This is a genomic window from Rhizobium tumorigenes (assembly GCF_003240565.2).
GTDB lineage: Bacteria > Pseudomonadota > Alphaproteobacteria > Rhizobiales > Rhizobiaceae > Rhizobium > Rhizobium tumorigenes.
In genome coordinates this window covers 1192702-1212761 of the sequence record NZ_CP117255.1, presented here as the reverse complement: position 1 = coordinate 1212761, position 20060 = coordinate 1192702, and the positions used below count along the sequence as shown (strand labels likewise).

The following is a 20060-nucleotide window of genomic DNA, read 5'->3' as shown; positions in this document are numbered from 1 at the left end:
TGGATATAAGGGGATAATGCATGGCCGTTGCAGCCGCAGAGGGGAACGGCAGCCGTCGTTCGTGGAGCTCTTTGCTTTACAACCCGAAACTGCGCCAGTTCATCTACCAGGCGCTGACCGTAATCTTCATTGTCTGGCTGGTCTGGTACGCGAGTTCGAATGCCGCGCAGAACCTCGAAAAAGCCAACATGAAGGCGAGCCTCACCTTCCTTAACGGCCGCGCCGGCTTCGATATCGCGCAGACGCCGATCCAGTATTCGAGTGACTCGACCTACCTGCGCGCCCTCACCCTCGGCCTGATCAACACGCTCATCGTAGCCGCCTGGGGGATTGTGACCGCAACGATCATCGGATTGCTGGTCGGCATGGGTCGCCTGTCGAACAACTGGCTGATCGCGAAACTGTCGACGGTCTATGTCGAGATTTTCCGCAACATCCCGCCGCTTCTCGTCATCTTCTTCTGGTACAAGGGCGTGCTTTCGCTGCTGCCGGATGTGAAGAAAGCCATGTCGCTGCCGCTGTCCGTCTATGTCAGCAATCGCGGCGTCTACATGCCCGCACCAATCTTCGGCGCCGGCATATGGACTGTCCCGGTGGCCTGCGCCGTGGGCATTGTCGGCGCCCTCATCTATACCCGCTGGGCCAACAAGCGCCAGCTGGCGACCGGCAAGCGTCCGCCGGTTCTTCTCGTCAATCTCGCCTTGATCATAGGTCTTCCGTTAGTCGCTTTTGCCATCGCCGGTTTCCCGGTGACGTTCGATATCCCGGTGCTCGGCAAGTTCAACATGAACGGCGGCACGGTGGTCGGACCCGAATTCCTGTCGCTCTACATGGCCCTGTCGTTCTACACCGCCGCATTCATCGCCGAAATCGTGCGCTCCGGCATCCGCGGCGTCTCAAAGGGGCAATCGGAAGCAGCCCATGCCCTGGGGATCCGCCCCGGCCTGACGACGCGGCTTGTCGTCCTGCCGCAGGCATTGCGGATCATCATTCCACCGCTGACGTCGCAATACCTGAACCTGACGAAGAATTCGTCGCTGGCCGTCGCCATCGGCTATGCAGACCTCGTGGCCGTGGGCGGGACGATCCTCAACCAGTCCGGCCACTCGATCGAGATCATCGGCATCTGGATGGCGATCTATGTTTCGCTGAGCCTGATCACGTCGCTGTTCATGAACTGGTTCAACGCCCGTATGGCATTGGTGGAGCGCTAAGATGGCCGTTCAGATCGCTTTTCTTCGAGAAAAACTCATTGCCCCGGAAGCGGCTCCGCTCAGTGACAAGACAGTTCGCGGCTGGGCCAAGCACAATCTTTTTGCTACGCCCAAGGATGCCATCCTCAGCGTCGTGGTGGCGGTGATCACCATCTGGTTCCTGCTTTCGGTCGTGGAGTTCCTGTTCATCAACGCCGTCTGGGTCGGTAAAGACAGGACGTTTTGCGCTACCATCAGCCAGGGTGGCATTCGGCCGGATGGCTGGAGCGGCGCCTGCTGGGCCTATGTCGGCGACTGGTTCACGGCATTCATGGTGGGCTCCTACCCCCGCGACCAGCTCTGGCGGCCGATCCTGATCGCCGTCCTGTTCGTCGCGCTGCTGGTTCCATTCCTGATACCATCCGCACCGGCCAAGGTCTGGAATGCAGCGCTCCTTCTGGCCGGCTTGCCAATTCTCGCCTTCGTCCTGCTTCTCGGCGGCTGGTTCGGCCTGACCCATGTGGAGACGTCCCTCTGGGGGGGCCTGATGGTGACGCTGATCCTGTCCTTCGTCGGCATCGTCGTATCGCTGCCCTTCGGGATCGTGCTCGCCCTCGGGCGGCGATCGGACATGCCGATCCTCCGGGGTGCCTGCATCGGCTTCATCGAACTGGTGCGTGGCGTACCGCTGATTACCGTGCTGTTCATGGCCAGCGTGCTGCTGCCGCTGTTCCTTACTCCCGGCACGAATATCGACAAATTCCTGCGGGCGCTCGTTGGCGTGTCAATCTTTGCATCGGCCTACATGGCGGAAGTCATTCGCGGCGGTCTTCAGGCCATCCCGAAGGGACAGTACGAAGGTGCGGATTCGCTCGGGCTGAACTATTTTCAGAAGATGACTTTCATCATCATGCCGCAGGCGATCAAGCTGGTCGTTCCGGGCATCGTCAACACGTTTATCGGAATGTTCAAGGACACCTCACTGGTGTCGATCATCAACATGTATGACCTGCTGGGCATCGTCAAAGCCAGCTTCGGCGACTCCCGATGGCTGACACCGGTGACACCGCTGACCGGGTTGATATTTGCCGGCTTCGTTTTCTGGCTGTTCTGCTTCGGCATGTCGCGATATTCGTACTTCATGGAACGCCACCTAGACACTGGCCACAGGAAATAAGATCGAGGGAATGGATCATGGCTGAAGCTCAATTGAAAAAACTGGAAGTCTCGACGACCGACGTTGCGGTCGAAATCATCAACATGAACAAGTGGTACGGCGATTTCCACGTACTGCGCGATATCAACCTGAAGGTCATGCGCGGCGAGCGCATCGTCATCGCGGGCCCGTCGGGCTCCGGCAAGTCGACGATGATCCGTTGCATCAACCGGCTGGAAGAGCACCAGAAGGGCAATATTCTCGTCGACGGCGTCGAGCTTACCAACGACCTGAAGAAGATCGATGAAGTGCGTCGCGAAGTCGGCATGGTGTTCCAGCACTTCAATCTCTTCCCGCACCTGACGATCCTCGAGAACTGCACGCTGGCGCCGATCTGGGTGCGCAAGATGCCGAAGAAGCAGGCCGAGGAAGTTGCCATGCACTTCCTCACCCGCGTCAAGATCCCCGACCAGGCCAAGAAGTACCCCGGCCAGCTATCGGGCGGCCAGCAGCAGCGCGTCGCTATCGCCCGTTCGCTCTGCATGAACCCAAAAATCATGTTGTTCGACGAGCCGACCTCGGCACTCGATCCGGAAATGATCAAGGAAGTGCTCGACACCATGGTCGGCCTTGCGGAGGAAGGCATGACGATGCTTTGCGTCACCCACGAAATGGGCTTTGCCCGCCAGGTGGCGAACCGCGTCATCTTCATGGACCAGGGACAGATCGTCGAGCAGAACTCGCCCGCCGAATTCTTCGACAATCCGCAGCATGAGCGCACCAAGCTGTTCCTCAGCCAGATCCTGCACTGATCGTTGACACGTTCACAGAAATGGCCCGGTGTCGTTCAGTTCGACGCCGGGCCTTTTTCATGTCGGTTGGATGTTTGTTGTCTGACGCGAGGCTCGCTTACTGCGCCGCTTCGCCCGCAAGCTTCTTCTGGGCGAGAGCGTTATTGTTCGAGGTCAGTGCGGCAACGGCCTCAGCTGCCCGCTCGTCATTACCGACACGGACTGTCGGCGAGGCGAATTCGATGCCGTTGGCGGTAAAGGCCTCGCGGATCAGCGCCAGTGCGCGACGCCGGATCATCGACTGCTCGCCGGGCTTTGCCATGACCGCGAAGCTCAGGTTAATACCGTAGTCCCCGAACTGCTCTACACCCTTCATCTTGAGGGTCTCTATGATCTTTGGTCCCAGCTCCGGATCTTCGAGTAGTTCCGAGCCGATACCTTTCACCAGCTTTTTGACCAGGCCGACATCCGTCTCGTAGCTGACCGAGATCAGGAATTTGTCGATGACCCAGTCGCGCGACATGTTCTCGACCGCACCGAGCACACCGAAGGGCACGGTGAAGATCGGGCCCCGGTGGTGGCGTAGCCTGACCGACCGCAGGCTGAAGGATTCGACGGTGCCCTTGTAGGTGCCGCTCTGGATGTATTCTCCGACCCGGAATGCGTCGTCCGTCATGTAGAATATGCCGCTGATGATGTCCTTCACCAGCGTCTGCGATCCAAAGCCTATCGCAACCCCGAAGATACCAGCGCCGGCGATGAGCGGCCCGACCTCGATGCCGAGTGCGGAGAGAACCATCATGGCGGAAATGGCGATGATGAGCATCGCCAGGAAGTTTCGAAAGATGGGAAGCAACGTCAGCAGCCTGCCGCTGCGGGCAACTTCGGCGTCGTTGCCTTCGTGGGCACGCGCAAAGGCGAGGCGGTGGTTGATCAGCGCCTTGGCGATCTGCCAGACAATGTCGGCCGCCAGAAGGATGACGATGCCCGTCAGGGCGCCGCGAATGATACCTGCGACTTGCGCATTTTCCACCATCGCGCTTGTTTGCAGGCTGACGATCATGGTGAGCCACAGAATTGCCACCGCGATGATCGCAGCCCTCAGGCCGCGCTCGACCACGACCTGGTAGACGGGGCTATCCGCTCCTCCAGGGCTGCCTTGCGTCGCAAAGGCGCTTCGAACTATCCCCGAAGATATCCGCAGCGCCGCAGGCACCACAATAACGTAGGTACAGAGCAGCATCATCACATCCAGCCCTGCCACCCATAGCGCCCAGATGACGCAAAGCCAGAATGTTTCCAGCCAGTGGAATACCCCTTGGTGGCGGGGACGATCGATCGGTCGCGGCCGGCGCCAGACGATCTCGATGGCAATGGCCAGCAGCCCGACGCCGATGGCATATCCGACGGCAGCCCGTACTGGTGGAAGAAAGCCGAGCGCGCCCATGATGCCTTCCGCCGCCCACCCAACGAAGAACGTCAGCGTGAACACGACGACGCGCGAGAACCAGAACTGCGCCGCCGCGTCTTCCATCGGGATAAGGCGGACCTGTGTCGTAGCCGACTTCGCGGCTGAGGGCACCAACACCACTCGGCAGAGACGTATCACCAGACGGGCGGCGATCAGTCCCAGCAGGGTCGGCACGATCAGGTCCAGCAGCAGTGGCGGCCAGGTCACCATCAGGAACATGCCCACGCTGGCGATGGCGAAGATCACCAGAGGCGCGAGTTCGCCAAACAGGTGGCGGCCGAGCGTGTGGATGCTCCCTACAGGTGTCGAATTTCCGAGGATGGCGGAACGTCCGGCGTGGAGGTGGCCTACGAGAAGACTGAAACCGAACTCGGCAGCAAGTCCAAGCGCCACCAGCAGCAGGAACAGCAAAAAGACGTGCGTTGCGCTCCGGTTGTCGATCCCTGCCATGATCGTCGTCCCGGCCCGGGAGAATTCGCCGGGAACCAGCGGGATTGCCTCCCGGACCGCGAGAAGGTGCCCCTGGACGCCGTTGAGCAGCGTCGTCAGTGCGGAGGCAGACATGTTGGGCATCATCGCAGTCGCCGTGCCGGAAGGCCTCTGGGCGAGCAGAGCGCGAACCTCGGGGTCGTCGAGCAGCTTGACAAGCTGGTCGATCTTCTGCTGGCCAGCAGCCACGGGGGCGGCCTGCTGGGCATGCGCCAGCGTACCCGCCAGCAACAGCAAGGCGACCACCGCTGCCATTTTCCAAAGACGGTAAAACATTTTGGCAAACGGCATGGGCAGAAGATCCTCCCGAGGTCGAGCGAAGTTGCATCGTGTCAATGCAACCATGTCACCGTTTCGGGAGCGAAAAAAGCAGCAATTTCTGCTTCCTCGATATGCCAGATGGTCTGAGAGGCAGGTCCTAGATGATGACCTGCTCGCCAATCTCGACCACGCGATTGTTGGGCAGGTGAAAGTGATCGGAAGGATCGATCGCGAGGCCCGCCATGCGGATGAAGAGGCGGTCCTGCCACAGTGGCATGCCCGAAGTCGGGCTTCCCACCAGCTTGCGGCGACCGATGTAGAACGAGGTCGTCATGATGTCGAACTTAAAGCCGTCCTTGCGACAAAGGCTCAGGGCCTTTGACACATTCTGCGTCTCCATAAACCCGAAGCGCAGTTCCATCTTGATGAACCGCTTCGACAGCGATTCGATGATGTAGCGCTCGCCTTCCGGAACCATCGGCCGAGGAATGGTCTTGATCGTCAGGATGATATTCTGGTTGTGAAGGGCATGGTTGTGCTTCAGGTTATGGAGCAGCACATTCGGTGTAAGATCCGGGAAGCTGGTGAGAAACACGGCGGTGCCGGGCACGGAAACAGGCGCGTGGTTGCTCTTTCGCTCGATGGATCCGATGAATTGAGTCAGTGGCACGTCGTTGCGGGCTGCCTTCAGCTTCAACAGGCCGGTGCCCTTTCGCCAGGTCCACATCATCACGATGAGCGCGCCGGCAATCAGCACGGGAATGTAGCCGCCTTCGGTGATCTTCAGCAGGTTTGCGGCGAGGAAGATGCATTCGAGGGCCAGCAACGGCAGCAGGACGACAAGTGCCGTTACCAGCGACCACTTCCAGAAAAGACGCACAAACTGAATGGAGAGGATGGTCGTCACTACCATGGCGCCGGTTACCGAGATGCCGTAGGCGGTGGCGAGGGAGTCCGAACTGCGGAACAGGAAGATCAGGCTCAGCACGCCGATCAGCAGGATCGCGTTGACGGTCGGAAGGTAGATCTGCCCGGTGTTGGTCTCCGAAGTGAAACATATTTCGAGGCGCGGCAGCAAGCCGAGGTGGATTGCCTGGCGAGCAAGCGAGAAAGCACCGGTGATGACAGCCTGGCTGGCAATGATGGTTGCGCAGGTAGCGAGGATAACGACCGGCAGCAGCGCCCAGTCCGGAAACATCAGGAAGAACGGATTGGCGGCCGCAGCGCGGTCATGCAAAACCAATGCGCCCTGCCCGAGATAATTCAATGCCAGCGACGGAAAGACAACAAAAAACCAGGCAGCCTGGATCGGCTTGCGGCCGAAGTGCCCGAGATCAGCGTAGAGCGCTTCAGCACCCGTCACCGTCAGGAACACGGCGCCGAGCACGACAAGCCCCACGGTGCCGGCATGGGCGATGAAGCGGACGGCATGGATCGGGTTGAGCGCGGTCAGAATGGAGGGGGACTCGATGATATGCGACAGGCCACCGAGAGCGATCACCAGGAACCATAGAAGGGTGATGGGACCGAAAAAGCGCGAGACTGTGGCCGTGCCGCGCGACTGGATGGCAAACAGCATGATCATGATGACGACGGCGATCGGTACCACATAGGTCGAGAACACCGGGGTCACCAGCTTCAGCCCCTCGACGGCAGACAGCACCGAAAGGGCCGGCGTAATCATCGCGTCGCCGATGAACAGGGCGGTGCCGATCAGCGCTGCAAACAGCAGGCCATTCTTGTAGCGGCTCGATTTCTTCGCGAGCAAAGCAAGCAGGGAGAGTGTGCCGCCCTCGCCGTCATTGTCGGCGCGCAGCAAGAAAAGAACATATTTGAACGTCACGATGACCGTCAGCGTCCAGAGCATCAGCGACACGAGGCCAAGGATCTCGCCGCGCGTCACCCCGTCGTCGACAAAGGGGCGTAGTGCCTCACGAAAAGCGTAGAGCGGGCTGGTGCCGATATCGCCATAGACGACACCGATGGAACCGATCATCGGAAACAGGATGCTCGGCAAACCCTTTGCAGGTGCGGAGGTATCGCGCGGCACGGCTGTCATCGTATCTCCGGCCCTTCAGAGCCCTATTCATCGAAGCTGATGGTGAGGCAACGCATATGGCGATCAAATGTGCCGAAGACAACCGGTGTTTTACGGCCGGCGATTCTTTCGAATGCCCGACCCTAGCATTACCGTCCAGCTTTGCAGCAAGCTTGTCTCTCGTTCCACCCGACAAAGTGCAGAAATACCCCGTTCACGTATAGTTTTCGTTACATTCCGATCATCCTTGTTCAAAGTAGCGGCGATAACCGCTCCGGGAGAAGCAAAAATGACGAAATCGAAGACATTACGCAAAACCACAACACTGGCCATGATCGCTGCGGCGCTGGCCTGTAACGTCGCCATATCCGGCGTGGCGTCGGCGCAGACGATCATCGATACCTGGAAAGACGTCAAGGTACCGGCTCCACCCGAACTCAAGGCGGTGAAGGTCGATCTGCCAACGACGGCGTTGCTGCTTCTCGATTTCAATGGCGCCCAGGATCCGACCAAGGGCCCATGCAACAGCAAGACCAAACCCCGGTGCCTGGAGTCGCTCCCGAAGGTTGCCAAGCTCTTGTCCGAAGCACGCGCCAAGGGCGTGCTCGTCGTCTACAGCCTCGCTGGTGCCGGCACCAAGGCCGACATTGCCACCGTTCTCGCGCCTGGGGATGGCGAGGCCATCGTCAAATCCGGCCCGGACAAGTTCGTCAACACCGACCTCGACAAGATCTTGGCAGCCAAGGGGATCAAGAATGTCATCGTCACCGGTACGGCGTCCGAAGGAGCCGTGCTTGCGACCGCGAGCGATGCCGCGTTCCATGGCATGAACATCATCCTGCCCGTCGACGGCATGTCGTCGACCGAACTCTACGCCGAACAATATGTCGCGTGGCACATGACACACGCACCGGGCGTCGCGGCCAAGACGACGCTGACGACGATCGACATGATCTCGTTCTGAATGTGGAGGGCGCTGGAAGCAGCGCCCGTCCCGACCAAGCCTCGATAGGGTGTGACGCCACGCACCCTGCAGACGGCAAGAGTTGCTGCATGCTTAATGCAACTCATTCCCATTCGCACAATCTACCTGCAAGTCATTCTTATTACTAGATAAAAGCCATTTTAGCGGCTTGACAGCCGATGGCGCTTTTCTTATCTCTCGGCTCAGGGGATTGCTTTTCAGGAACACAGTATGACGCTCGCGCATCGGCGCGCAGTGCATCTTCCGTTGTTTTTCATAGAGCTTTTCGTCTTTTGTCAGGGCACCGGTCACATCAACGACCGGATTGCGCTGCCGGCGGAGTAGGAATTGATGGACCGGTCACTGAAAATCGCACTCGGCAGTTTCGTTGTCAGCATCGTCGTGCTGGCCATTAAATATGCTGCGTTCTGGATCACCGGCAGCGTCGCGCTGTTCTCCGACGCGCTGGAGAGCATCATCAACGTCGTCACCGCGATGGCCGTTATCTTCGCGATCAAAGCAGCCGCAGTGCCGCCGGACGAGCAGCATCCCTACGGTCACCACAAGGCTGAATATCTCTCTGCCGTGGTGGTCGGGACAATGATCGTCGGCGCCGCCATTGCCATTCTCAACGAAGCCTATCATGGCTTCATCGCCCCGAAGCCGATCGATGCACCCTGGACCGGCATGATCGTCAGCACCGCCGCCACGATCCTCAATATCGGCTGGAGCTACGTCCTCATAAACCAGGGAAAGCTCCACCGGTCGGCCTCCCTGGTCGCCGATGGCAAGCATCTGATGGCCGATGTCGTCACCTCGCTCGGCGTACTCATAGGCGTGGTGCTGGTGATCTTCACCGGCATCATCCAGTTCGACGCGATCATTGCCGCGCTGGTGGCGCTGCATGTGCTGTGGAGCGGATGGGGCGTCATTCGCGAAAGCGCCAGCGGCCTGCTCGACGAAGCCGCCCCACCCGAAGAACTAGCGCTGATCCGCGGCGTAATTTCCGCCAATGCCAGCGACGCTCTCGAGGCGCACGCGCTGCGAACCCGGCATGCCGGCCGCGTGACATTCATCGACTTTCACCTCGTCGTCCCGACCGCCATGACCGTCGGCGACGCCCATACCATTTGCGACAGGATCGAGACCGCCCTCAAGCAGGCCGTCGCAGGCGCCATCACGACGATCCATGTCGAGCCGGAAGACAAGGCGAAGCACACAGGCGTAATCGTCATCTGAGGCCTGGCGACATTGCACTCCGGCACTCGAAGCCGGAAATCCGCTTCCGAGGATGCCCGGATGTTCCCACAAAACGCTAAATTTGATATTTTTTAAATTAGAATATTCGAACGTCTTGTATATCGCGAAACTTCGCCCATAAATTGTATCTAAGATATTGATTCTTAGAGACTGCAGTGTCGGGGGCATGATGAGCAGACTGTATTTCGAACCATCCAAAAGAGAATTGCCGACCCGTGAAGCGGGAACTTACTCCTGGAACCTCGCGACCAACACGGTCATGGCCAGCGCCAGCGTTGCACAATTATTCGACCTGCCACCCGATCGTGTCAGATGCGGCCTGCCGATAGAACGGTTTATCGAAAAGGTGCACGCGGACGATCGAGGCGCCGTCGCGAGGGCAATCCACGAGGCAATCATCAGTGGCAGCCCCTATCAGCAAACCTACCGGCTTATCGACGGCGAAGGAAAAGCGACGCGCGTCATGGAATACGGCCAATGCTTTCGCGATCCCGCAGGCACACCATCCCAATACGCCGGCATGATATTCCCGGTGAGCAATGCAACACCCGACTGTCCGTCCACCGCACTTTTGCGGCTGTGCCAGACCGCCCAGAACGCCGCTGAAAGCGCCAACAACCACCCCGTCAGCCAACTGCTGGAACTGGCCGTCGCCAGCCTGACGCTACCGGAGGCGGTTCCGATGACCGCCGTTGTCACGCGGCATTAGGTCTCTTGTATCCTGAAAAGAAATGGTGACCCCTGCTGGATTCGAACCAGCGACCACCTGCTTAGAAGGCAGGTGCTCTATCCAGCTGAGCTAAGGGGCCGGATGTTTTGCTGCATTGAGTTGGCAGCGTGGCGAAGGGAGCCTGGTGGGTCAGTGCGTCCAAGGCTGGTTGCGATTGAAGCGAAAATTGTCGGTGTAGGAAACAGTCTGGCGGACGGTTTCCTTCGGTGGGATCACCCGATACTCGATGCCGTTGCGGGTTGCGTAGGCCTCTGCCTGCTCCTGGCTTTCGAATGAAAGCTTCAGTTGCTGGCGCATGTCGTCGGACGAGGTGTAGCCCATGATCGGATCGATCTTTCGCGGGCTTTCCTGGTCAAACTCCAAAACCCAGCTGTGGGTCTTGGCCTTGCCGGATTGCATCGCGGTCTTCGCCGGACGATAGATCTTTGCAGACATCGCTGCTCGCCTCCGAAAGAGCGGATTTCCCGCCGTTGCTGTCCATGTTCCGCAGACGATATCGCAAACACTGTCCGCGGCTGGAGCATTGGGCTTTTGCTTAACCGCGAATCCCTCTGTTTTCAAGCAAAAAGGCGAAGGCTGCGACGCGCCCGCGCTGGCCCTTTGTGGCTGCGCCGCCGCTATCCCGGACTTGAAGCCCCAGCCACCTTTTTCCGGCAGCTAGCGAAGATGTCGAGGGCGGGGTCATAGACCTTGGTGCCGATGTCCATCAGGCCGAGCACGCTGTGAAAGAAGTTGTCGTGTGAGTAGGAAGCCGTTGCCCTTGCCGAAAGGCAAGCCATGTCGAAGCCGGCGGACGCCTGCAGATCGCCAGCCAGCCAGACGAGAAACGGCACGCGCGTCTGCTCCGCCGGAGCGATGACATAGGGTGCGCCATGGAGATAGAGGCCGTTTTCGCCGAGCGATTCCCCATGGTCGGAGATGTAGATCATCGCGCCCGCCACGTTGCCCTGATGCGCCTTCAGCCTGTTGATCACTTCCGAGACGATGTGGTCGGTATAGAGGATGGAATTATCGTAGGCGTTGACGACCTCCTCGGGCTTGCATTTGCCGAACTCGGCAGCGCGGCAATCCGGGGTGAAGCGCCTGAAATTCTCGGGGTAGCGCAGGTAGTAGGCAGGGCCGTGGCTTCCCAGCTGGTGGAGCACCAGAACGCTGTCCTGCTTGGCGTTGGCGAGGTAGTCGTCGAGCTTGTCGAGGAGGATGGCATCCAGGCATTCGCCGTCCTTGCAGAAGCGCGGATCGGCGGCCTTCGGCAGGAAGGTGTAGGGCACGCGGTCGGCGACGCCATAGGCGCCGGTGTCGTTGTCCAGCCAGGTGACGTTGACCTTGGCATAGGAAAGCACATCCAGCAGGTTCTGGGTTTCCAGTCCCTTGCGGTGGCTGTACTCGGCGCGGGAGTAGATGGAAAACATGCACGGGATCGAGGTTGCCGTCGCAGTACCGCAGCTCGTCGTGTTGGGGAAATAGACGATATCCTGCTTCTTCAATTCCGGATTGGTATCGCGTGTGTAGCCTCCCAGCGAGAAATTCTGCGCCCTCGCCGTCTCGCCGGCGACGATGATCGTGACACGCGGTTTCTGGCCTGGCGCAGTCCGGTGCGCGTCCGTGCCGATCGGGGCGGCAACGATGTTGCGGTCGCGTTCCGTGCCGACGACATATTTGACGGCGCTGACGATCGGCACGAAGGGGTTGAGCGTCAGGACGAGATCCGGGTTCTTGCGGCCGACGGCGGCGTAGGTGCGCGAAAAGCTAAGGCCGGCCACCACGAATATGGCAAGGCACGGTGCAATGACTGCGAGATTGTAGCCGAGCTTGCTGAGGAACGGCCTATGCAGGATCCGCACCCAGATGATGAAAAGCGACGGCAGGATGCCGGTCAGGATCACATGGGTGGCAAAGCCTACCGTGATCAGGTGCCCCGCCTCGGCTGTGGTCGTCACCGCCGCATTGCGGATCATCTCGCGATCGATGATCGTTCCGAACTGGTCGGTGAACCAGGACGATACCGAGGCGACCAGCACGAAGAAGACGAGCGCCGGCTTGATCAGGTACTTTGCCGAGGGAATGATCATCACGGCCGATATCAGCGCGCAGACGCCGACGACAAAAGCCGCGAAGGCGGTCGGATCGCTGGAGAGGTAAGTGTGAGCCCGTGTCCAGAATGTGTAGTTGGTGAAAAGGACGATGTAGAGGCTCGTCAACAGGCAAAGCGTGACGCTGCCTACTCGTGGACGGAATGAATGGCGCCCGCCCCCGCCGGCATGATCGGTCAATAATCTTCTCCAGATGGAAAGACAGGAACGACTTCTGCAAGCCGCCCGGAATCGGTACTGCCCTAAACCCCACAAAAGCGGCGGCACTTAGGTGAGTTTCCTGACAGCTACCTGAACAGGCGGTACGTGCACAGTAATGGAGCGCCCGCCCTGTCTCTGGACAAGGTTTGCCTGCCGTCTGAAGGTCAGGCGCACCAGGAAACGGGGCGGTCCATGCGACGGTGGGCAAGGCCCTCGCGCACCAGGGTATCCCCGAAGGACTGGCCGGCACGCAGGACGCGACGCTGCGTTGTGCCCAAAGGCTCCGCGGTAGACGATGCCGGCTGGAGCGTAAACGGGCCGGCGTTGAGGAGCGAGAGAAGACGCAGCTTGGCGGCATTGGCGCGCCGCTCCTCCTCGACACAACGCGAGGGGCCGAGCGTCGGCGTGTCGATATCGGCAATTCGGATCCTCGTGCCGCGGACCCAGAACGTGCTGCCGTCGAAGACGCAGTTGATATGGGTGCCCTGACCGCAAAGGCCGAAGCTTTCGGAGACGGAAGCCGCAGACAAGGCGGATGCCGGCTGCGGGCTCGGTGTCGGAATGGGCATGGCGACGGGAATGGGCGCGGGCGGAACCGGGCTATTGTCGGCGGCACGGGCGGCCGGAGCCTGCGGCCGGGCCACTGGTGACGGGAGAGCGGCTACCACGGGTGCCGCGACGGTGCCCTTCGCCAAGGTGGTCAATTCGGGCTTAATGGACTGCCAGTGATCATATCCGACAATCGCCAAAACTGTCGCGACGGCCAACCATGGCAGAACACTTCCGCCGCCGCCGCTTTTCTTTTTGGCCGTCCTGCGGGCTGGTTTCCGCGTGCTGCGCCTTTGTGCCATTGTCCGCTCCTTCACTCGCGAGCGGCATTATCCCAGCCAACCCTTTCCGAAAGGTTGGCGTCGGGATGGAAACAGGCTGACCGAGATCGAAGATCTCGCACACTTTGGGAATCGCGGGCGACAGGCTTTTGACTAGCGGGCGTGAAACAAAGTGCCGGTTACGAACGATTTGAAGAGGACACCGCTCTGGTCGTTGTTGTCATAGTAGTCGTCGCGGCCGTGGAAGCGGTGGTCGCGGCGGTGGCGATCATGGTGATGACTGCGGTTCCTGACCTTAATGACATCTGGGGTGCCGGTCTCCACCGAAGTGACAGCAGAAAGCGGCATAGAGACCGCCGGCGCGACGGTCATGAATAAAGTGGAGGCACCCAAGACTGCGGCGGTGGCGATCTGGCGGACATTCATCATGTCGGTTTTCCCTAAAATACTAGTGCGCTATCCTAGGCAGTGTCCCCATAAACGGGGTTCATCTTATTGACGGTGTGTGATTCAATCTCCTTGAAAGGAGATTGCCATGCGCCGTCATGAATTGAGCGACGAAGAATGGGCTATCATTGCACCTCTTTTGCCGAACAATAGCCGTGGAATTGAACGTGTCGATGACCGCCGGGTGATCAACGGCATCCTGTGGCGTTTCAGGACTGGTTCGTCTTGGCGAGATGTGCCGGAGCGTTATGGCCCGCGCACGACGCTTTACAATCGGTTCTCCCGATGGCGCAAGGCGGGCGTCTGGGATCGTCTTCTGGACGCCGTTTCAAAGCGTTACGATGGAGACATCGTGATGATCGACAGTTCTTGTGTTCGCGTTCACCAGCATGGTGCCAACGCTAAAAAGGGGGATCTGCCGATCCTTGCATGGGACGTTCGCGCGGCGGCCTGACGACAAAGATCCACGCTCTTGTCGATGCAGATGGCAGACCGGTTCGGCTTGAACTCACCGCCGGCCAAGCCGCCGATGCACCGATGGCTGAAAAGCTGTTGAGCGACCTGCGGCCCGGCGCGACGATCCTCGCCGACAAGGCATATGACACCGACGCAATTCGTAACTTTGCCAAGCAACGCAAGTGCTGGGCGAATATCCCTGCAAAGGCCAATCGAAAGCAGACATTCAGCTTCAACCGCTGGGTCTACCGTCAGCGCAATCTCGTGGAACGGTTCTTCAACCGTATCAAGCAGATGCGAGGCCTCGCGACGCGATACGACCGGCGCGCTGATAATTACATGGCCGCCCTCAAGCTTGTCGCGACGAGGATATGGATCGCCTCAACTAATGAGTCCGTGGCCTAGTGCGGATGGCGCATCCTGTCACGGACCGCATCCCATCCCGCAAAAAACCCGGCTGACTTTCATCAACCGGGCTTCTATCAAATTTGCTGCTGTCTGTTAGCGGCAGACGCGCATCTTCTTCATGACCATGTGACCGTGGCGGTCGCGGTGCTTCACGGTCTTCATCATGCAATGCTTCTGGTGCATGCCGTGCATATTGTGACGCATTGACATGTCGTCGGCACGAGCGGCTACGCCCGACGAAAGAGTTACAGCCAGTGCGACTGCGGAAGCAAGAATAAAATTGCGCATTTTGGACCTCATTTGGAATTCACAACCCCATAACGGCACGGCGTTACAAAGGGTTCCTTCTTATTCCAGAGATCACGAAAAAGTTCCTGCCAGGCAGCTGAGGGTCAATGGCCGGCGGATGATCCCTGCATTCGATCATGCCTTGTCATTTTTCGCGCTCCCCGGTCGCCTCGTGTCGGCTCTCCCGCGGTGCGACACAACCTGTCCAGAACCATTTCGCGCCGCAACATCTGCCCGCAATAAACTGTCACACAGCGTGTCTATAAAGCCGCTGCCAAGGGCTGCGTGGGGCCTGCAGCCTTGTCGATCAAAAGGAAATAGGGATTATGTTCAAACTCAATCATTATATGGGTCTGCCGGGCGTGAAGCGCTGCCTGACGGCTGCTGGCGCTGCGGCGATCGGCCTGTCGCTCGCTCTGCCGGCTGCCGCTGCGCCGGTCAAGTTCGACTTCTGGTTCGGCCTATCGGGCGACCTGCAACGCGTCGTCGAGCAGATGTGCAAGAACTTCAACGATTCGCAGAAGGATTACGAAGTCGCCTGCGTCAGCCAGGGCAACTACGACGCCACGCTGCAGAACACCATTGCTGCCTTCCGCGCCGGCAAGCAGCCGGCCGTCGTGCAGGTTTATGACGCCGGCACGGCATCGATGATGCTGTCGGGCGCGTATTATCCTGCCGGCAAGCTGATGGAAGAGAACGGCTACAAGATCGACTGGAACGACTATTTCCCGGGCATCGCGCGCTATTACGCAACGTCCAAGGGCGAATTGCTGTCCTTCCCCTTCAACTCCTCGACTGCACTCCTCTACTGGAACAAGGATTCCTTTGCCAAGATCGGCAAGACGGAAGCGCCGAAGACCTGGGAAGAAGCCGCCGACGACATGAAGGCGCTGAAGACCGCCGGCTACGAATGCCCGATGGCCATCAACATCTCGAACAACGAGAGCTGGCAGTTGATGGAGCAGTTCTCTGCTATCCATAACCAGCCGATCGCAACCAAGAACAACGGTTATGACGGCCTCGACGCCCGCCTGACGGTCAACAAGACCCTGTTTGTCAAGTACGTCACCGACCTCAAGAGCTGGTATGATCAGGGTCTCATCAAGATCAAGAACAAGGATCTTGGTCAGGACATGGTCCAGGCCTTCGCATCCGGCGATTGCCAGATGATCATGACGTCGGTCGGCGATCACGGCACGGTCGGTAAGACCCAGAAGGCCGGCATGGCCTGGGACGTTGCCGAACTTCCGGTCTATGCCGGCACCGAGCGCAAGAACTCGCTCGTGGGCGGCGCTTCGCTCTGGGTTCTGCAGGGCAAGTCCAAGGATGAGTACAAGGCCGCAGCAGCCTTCCTCAACTTCATCCACGATCCGAAGACCGCTCTCTTCTGGTCGACCAATACCGGCTATATCCCCGTTACCAAGTCGGGCTTCGATTACATGAAGTCCACCGGCTTCTACGACAAGGCACCCTACAAGGGCCGCGAAGTCGCCATCGCCAGTTTGACGGCCTCCGAGCCGACGTCGATCACCCGCGGCATCCGCCTCGGCAACTTCACGCAGATCCGCGCTGAATTCGGCACCCAGATGCAGGCGATCTTCTCCAACAAGGTCAGCGTCAAGGAAGGCATCGACAACCTCGTCAAGAACGGCGACGCCAACCTCGAACGCTTCGAACAGACCTACAAGGGCAAGACCCTGCCCTGATACCGAATGCTCGCAAATCGGCGCCGTCCAACCTTGGACGGCGCTTTTTATCATGAAACACGGTTCTTCGAGCCCGATGCCTGCCGGAAAAAGTCATGGAAAAGCGAACAACATTCAACAAGTCGACCATCGGTGTACTGTTCGCGGTACCGCAACTCCTTCTCATCTTCACCTTCTTCTATTGGCCGGCGGGTCAGGCGGTCTTCTGGTCGCTGACGCTGCAGCAGCCCTGGGGCGGCGGCAATATCTTCGTCGGACTCGACAATTTCAGATCGATCCTCACCAATGCCGAATACTGGAACTCGGTCAGCCGCAGTCTCGTGTTTGCGGCAATCAGTACCGGCCTGTCGATGACGGTGGGTCTCGTGCTCGCAGCTCTGACAGACAGGCAGTTGAGGGGGTCGAAGTTCTACAGGGTCGTGCTCATCTGGCCGTACGGAATTGCCGCGCCCGCGCTTGCCCTCGCCTTCCGCTTCATCCTGGCACCTGAAGCCGGCATCATTTCCGTGGTGAACCATTGGTGGCCGGGGCTTTGGGATCCGGGCCTCGATGGTTTCGATGCGATGGCATCCATCATCGCTGCGTTTTCATGGAAATACATCGGCTACAATTTCATCTTTTTCCTCGCCGCCTTCCAGAGCATCCCCCGGTCCCTCATTGAAGCTGCCGCCATGGATGGTTCAGGCGTCATGCGGCGCTTCAAGGACATTCAGTTTCCGCTGATCACACCAACGATCTTTTTCCTGCTCGTCATCAACATCACTGAGAGCTTCCAGGATTCGTTCGGCATCATCGACATCATGACATCGGGAGGTCCAGCAAACTCAACGAACCTGATGGTCTACAAGATCTATTCCGATGGCTTCAAAGGCCTCGATTTTTCCGGCGCGGCGGCCCAGAGCATCATACTGATGGCCCTGATCATTGTGCTTACCATTTTCCAGTTCCGCTTCATCGAGCGGCGCGTGCACTACCGCTGAGGCAACCATGGTCGAACGTACCCCCCTATTGGACTTCTTCACCCACCTGATCCTGTTTTTAGGATTCGTCGTGGCCGCAGCGCCCTTTGCCATGGTCATAATCGCGTCGACCCATAATCTGGCCGATGTCAACCAGACACCGATGTCTTTGATTCCGGGCAATGATTTCTGGGTCAACATCAAGACCGCTTGGGTCAACGCCAACCTTGGCTCAGTTCTGCTAAACAGCATGATCGTTGCCGTTGGCGTTGCCGCCGCCAAGGTTCTCGTTTCGGCACTGACTGCCTTCTCGATAGTCTATTTTCGTTTTCCAGGCCGCAATGTGATGTTCTGGATGATCTTCATAACGCTCATGCTGCCGCTCGAAGTCCGTATCGTCCCGACCTACGCCGTAGCCGCCGACGTGCTTTCGCCGTACCAGACCATATTGGACGTTACCGGCGTGACCTGGCTCATCCAGACCGTCACCGGCGTCGAGCTCAAGATGAACTTCGGCCTGCTTAACTCCTATCCGGGCCTGATCCTGCCGCTTGTCGCGACCGCCACCGGCACCTTCCTGTACCGCCAGTTCTTCCTGACGATACCGGACGAGTTAACGGAAGCGGCCCGCATGGACGGTGCGGGCCCGGTGCGGTTCTTCATCGATATCCTGATGCCGTTGTCGCGCACCAACATGGCGGCGCTCGGAACGATCATGTTCCTTTGGGCGTGGAACCAATATCTCTGGCCGCTGCTGGTGACGACCGATCCCCATCGCTACGTCGTCGGCACCGCGCTGCAGAAGCTGATTCCGAACTTCGGCGGCATACCGGAATGGAATATCGCCATGGCCGGAACGCTGATCATGATGCTGCCGCCGATGATTGTCGTCGTCCTGATGCAGCGCTGGTTCGTGCGCGGGTTGATCTCCACGGAGAAGTAAGCCCACTTCCTATTGACCGAGACCAATATGATGGCGGGCCTCGTGCCCGCCATTTTCGTTCCCGGCCCGCAACTGCTCATGAAAATGCCGCTGGAGTACGGCTCCAACGGCATTAGATAGACCATCTTGATAAATTCACGTCAGATCAGGAAACCAGTTCCAGCTTCCGCACCGGCGCTGTTTCGGCCAGGTCGAGACGCAGGTCGGTTTCGTTGGAGAACAGGTGAATGTGCTCGGCAGGAAGGTGCAGTGCGATCGGCTGGCCAGTTTCGCTGGTGACATGGTCGGAAATGCTGAGCGCGAAGTTCGAGCCGTTGATGTCGGAGTGGATGACGCGACCGGCACCGAGCTCCTCGACGAAATCGACGGTCGCCGGGATGCTGCCGGGCGTCCCTACCGGCACCATGTAGGCGTGCTCAGGACGAATGCCGAGTGCTGCAGCGCGGCCGGCGTTGGCCTTGCCGATGGCTTGATCGACCGGGATCGGAATGCCGTCGAAAATGAAGTGCGTGCCGTCCGCGGCGAACGAGCCCTCAAGAAAGTTCATTGCGGGTGAACCGATGAACGAGCCGACGAAACGGGTGCGCGGCTTGTTATAGACTTCCAGAGGCGTTCCGACCTGCTCGACATTACCCTTGTACATCACCACCAGCTTGTCGGCGAGCGTCATCGCCTCGACCTGATCGTGGGTCACGAAAACCGAGGTGGCCGACAGGCGCTTGTGCAGGCGGCGGATCTCGACGCGCATCTGGACGCGCAGCTTGGCATCGAGGTTGGACAGCGGCTCGTCGAACAGGAAGACTTTCGGCTCGCGGATGATGGCGCGGCCCATGGCAACTCGCTGGCGCTGGCCGCCGGAGAGCTCGGCTGGCTTGCGGTCGAGGAAATCCTCGAGGCCGACGATGCGGGCCGTTTCCTTGATCCGGCGGTCGCGTTCTTCTTTCGGCACGCCGGCAACCTTGAGCGCGTAGCCCATGTTGGCAGCGACATTCATGTGCGGATATAGCGCATAGTTCTGGAACACCATGGCGCAGCCGCGCTCGCGGGGCTCCAGCTGGTTGACGACCACATCATCGATGACGATCTCGCCGCTGGTGATATCCTCGAGGCCTGCGATCATCCTGAGGAGGGTGGACTTTCCGCAACCGGACGGCCCGAGGATGACGACAAACTCACCGGAACGAAAATTCAGATCCACGCCGTGAACAACCTTGTTGCTGCCATAGGCCTTGCGGACCTGTTCGATGCGGATTTCTGCCATGCTACACTCCTTGCCGATATGGCCGGAGAGCTAACCACGTTGCATAACAGAACGGTGACAGGCCTCGGAGAATCTGATGTGCCAGCGCATTTCGCTTGCTTTCACGCGGCATGCA

Annotated in this window: 18 protein-coding genes and 1 tRNA gene; 10 read left to right on the top strand and 9 right to left on the bottom strand. The window is 59.2% G+C overall.

Annotated features, from left to right (window positions below; translation table 11 throughout):
- Nucleotides 1-20: 20 nt before the first annotated feature.
- The 3 genes from PR017_RS06080 to PR017_RS06070 are packed head-to-tail and all read left to right on the top strand — an operon-like array spanning nt 21 to nt 3161.
- On the top strand, nt 21-1214 hold the full coding sequence (locus PR017_RS06080; protein WP_111215487.1) for an amino acid ABC transporter permease: 1194 nt from the start codon (nt 21-23) through the stop codon (nt 1212-1214).
- Between the two features lies 1 nt (nt 1215).
- Nucleotides 1216-2370, top strand: a complete 1155-nt coding sequence (locus tag PR017_RS06075) for an amino acid ABC transporter permease (RefSeq protein WP_111215485.1) — start codon at nt 1216-1218, stop codon at nt 2368-2370.
- A gap of 17 nt (nt 2371-2387) precedes the next feature.
- On the top strand, nt 2388-3161 hold the full coding sequence (locus PR017_RS06070; protein ID WP_111215483.1) for an amino acid ABC transporter ATP-binding protein: 774 nt from the start codon (nt 2388-2390) through the stop codon (nt 3159-3161).
- Nucleotides 3162-3258: 97 nt separating this feature from the next.
- Here the strand turns inward: PR017_RS06070 and PR017_RS06065 are convergent, their stop codons facing one another.
- Nucleotides 3259-5391 (bottom strand): mechanosensitive ion channel family protein, encoded by a 2133-nt coding sequence (locus PR017_RS06065; RefSeq protein ID WP_240538804.1) that lies wholly within the window; start codon nt 5389-5391, stop codon nt 3259-3261.
- A 127-nt stretch (nt 5392-5518) separates the two neighbouring features.
- Nucleotides 5519-7420: a potassium transporter Kup gene (locus PR017_RS06060; RefSeq protein WP_111215481.1), complete on the bottom strand. Its 1902-nt coding sequence runs from the start codon at nt 7418-7420 to the stop codon at nt 5519-5521.
- A gap of 268 nt (nt 7421-7688) precedes the next feature.
- Here PR017_RS06060 and PR017_RS06055 point away from each other — a divergent pair, with 268 nt between their 5' ends.
- The 3 genes from PR017_RS06055 (at nt 7689) to PR017_RS06045 (ending at nt 10332) form a co-directional block, all read left to right on the top strand.
- Nucleotides 7689-8363, top strand: coding sequence for a cysteine hydrolase family protein (locus PR017_RS06055; protein WP_111215479.1), 675 nt, complete (start codon nt 7689-7691; stop codon nt 8361-8363).
- 351 nt (nt 8364-8714) lie between these two features.
- On the top strand, nt 8715-9602 hold the full coding sequence (locus tag PR017_RS06050) for a cation diffusion facilitator family transporter (RefSeq protein ID WP_111215477.1): 888 nt from the start codon (nt 8715-8717) through the stop codon (nt 9600-9602).
- Between the two features lie 187 nt (nt 9603-9789).
- Nucleotides 9790-10332 carry a PAS domain-containing protein gene (locus PR017_RS06045; RefSeq protein WP_111215476.1) on the top strand — a complete coding sequence of 181 codons (543 nt, stop codon included), beginning with the start codon at nt 9790-9792 and terminating at the stop codon, nt 10330-10332.
- Between the two features lie 23 nt (nt 10333-10355).
- Here PR017_RS06045 and PR017_RS06040 read toward each other — a convergent pair.
- From PR017_RS06040 to PR017_RS06020, 5 genes are all read right to left on the bottom strand, one after another.
- Nucleotides 10356-10432 (bottom strand) — tRNA-Arg (locus tag PR017_RS06040).
- Between the two features lie 50 nt (nt 10433-10482).
- The gene (locus tag PR017_RS06035) at nt 10483-10788 is read right to left on the bottom strand and encodes an ETC complex I subunit (protein WP_111215474.1); all 306 of its coding nucleotides are present in this window, start codon (nt 10786-10788) and stop codon (nt 10483-10485) included.
- 182 nt (nt 10789-10970) lie between these two features.
- Complete coding sequence (locus PR017_RS06030; protein WP_206423096.1) at nt 10971-12626, bottom strand: phosphoethanolamine transferase; 1656 nt, start codon at nt 12624-12626, stop codon at nt 10971-10973.
- Between the two features lie 185 nt (nt 12627-12811).
- A complete protein-coding gene (locus tag PR017_RS06025; RefSeq protein ID WP_111215470.1) occupies nt 12812-13498 on the bottom strand; it encodes a thermonuclease family protein in 687 nt (228 codons plus the stop codon).
- Between the two features lie 132 nt (nt 13499-13630).
- A complete protein-coding gene (locus PR017_RS06020) occupies nt 13631-13906 on the bottom strand; it encodes a hypothetical protein (protein ID WP_111215468.1) in 276 nt (91 codons plus the stop codon).
- 100 nt (nt 13907-14006) lie between these two features.
- Here PR017_RS06020 and PR017_RS06015 point away from each other — a divergent pair.
- A protein-coding gene (locus tag PR017_RS06015) for an IS5 family transposase (RefSeq protein WP_425070025.1) occupies nt 14007-14785 on the top strand; the annotation gives its coding sequence in 2 pieces (ribosomal slippage) (nt 14007-14349 and nt 14349-14785; 780 coding nt in all).
- Nucleotides 14786-14881: 96 nt separating this feature from the next.
- On the opposite strand, the gene PR017_RS06010 is transcribed toward PR017_RS06015, so the two are convergent.
- Nucleotides 14882-15076: a hypothetical protein gene (locus PR017_RS06010; RefSeq protein WP_133255599.1), complete on the bottom strand. Its 195-nt coding sequence runs from the start codon at nt 15074-15076 to the stop codon at nt 14882-14884.
- 347 nt (nt 15077-15423) lie between these two features.
- On the opposite strand from PR017_RS06010, the gene PR017_RS06005 reads away from it, so the two are divergent.
- The 3 genes from PR017_RS06005 (at nt 15424) to PR017_RS05995 (ending at nt 18684) form a co-directional block, all read left to right on the top strand.
- Complete coding sequence (locus PR017_RS06005; protein ID WP_111220823.1) at nt 15424-16782, top strand: extracellular solute-binding protein; 1359 nt, start codon at nt 15424-15426, stop codon at nt 16780-16782.
- 95 nt (nt 16783-16877) lie between these two features.
- Entirely contained in the window at nt 16878-17762 is an 885-nt protein-coding gene (locus tag PR017_RS06000) for a carbohydrate ABC transporter permease (RefSeq protein ID WP_111220742.1), read from the top strand.
- A gap of 7 nt (nt 17763-17769) precedes the next feature.
- Nucleotides 17770-18684 carry an ABC transporter permease subunit gene (locus PR017_RS05995; protein ID WP_111220741.1) on the top strand — a complete coding sequence of 305 codons (915 nt, stop codon included), beginning with the start codon at nt 17770-17772 and terminating at the stop codon, nt 18682-18684.
- A 145-nt stretch (nt 18685-18829) separates the two neighbouring features.
- On the opposite strand, the gene PR017_RS05990 is transcribed toward PR017_RS05995, so the two are convergent.
- On the bottom strand, nt 18830-19945 hold the full coding sequence (locus PR017_RS05990) for a sn-glycerol-3-phosphate import ATP-binding protein UgpC (RefSeq protein WP_111220740.1): 1116 nt from the start codon (nt 19943-19945) through the stop codon (nt 18830-18832).
- Between the last annotated feature and the right edge of the window lie 115 nt (nt 19946-20060).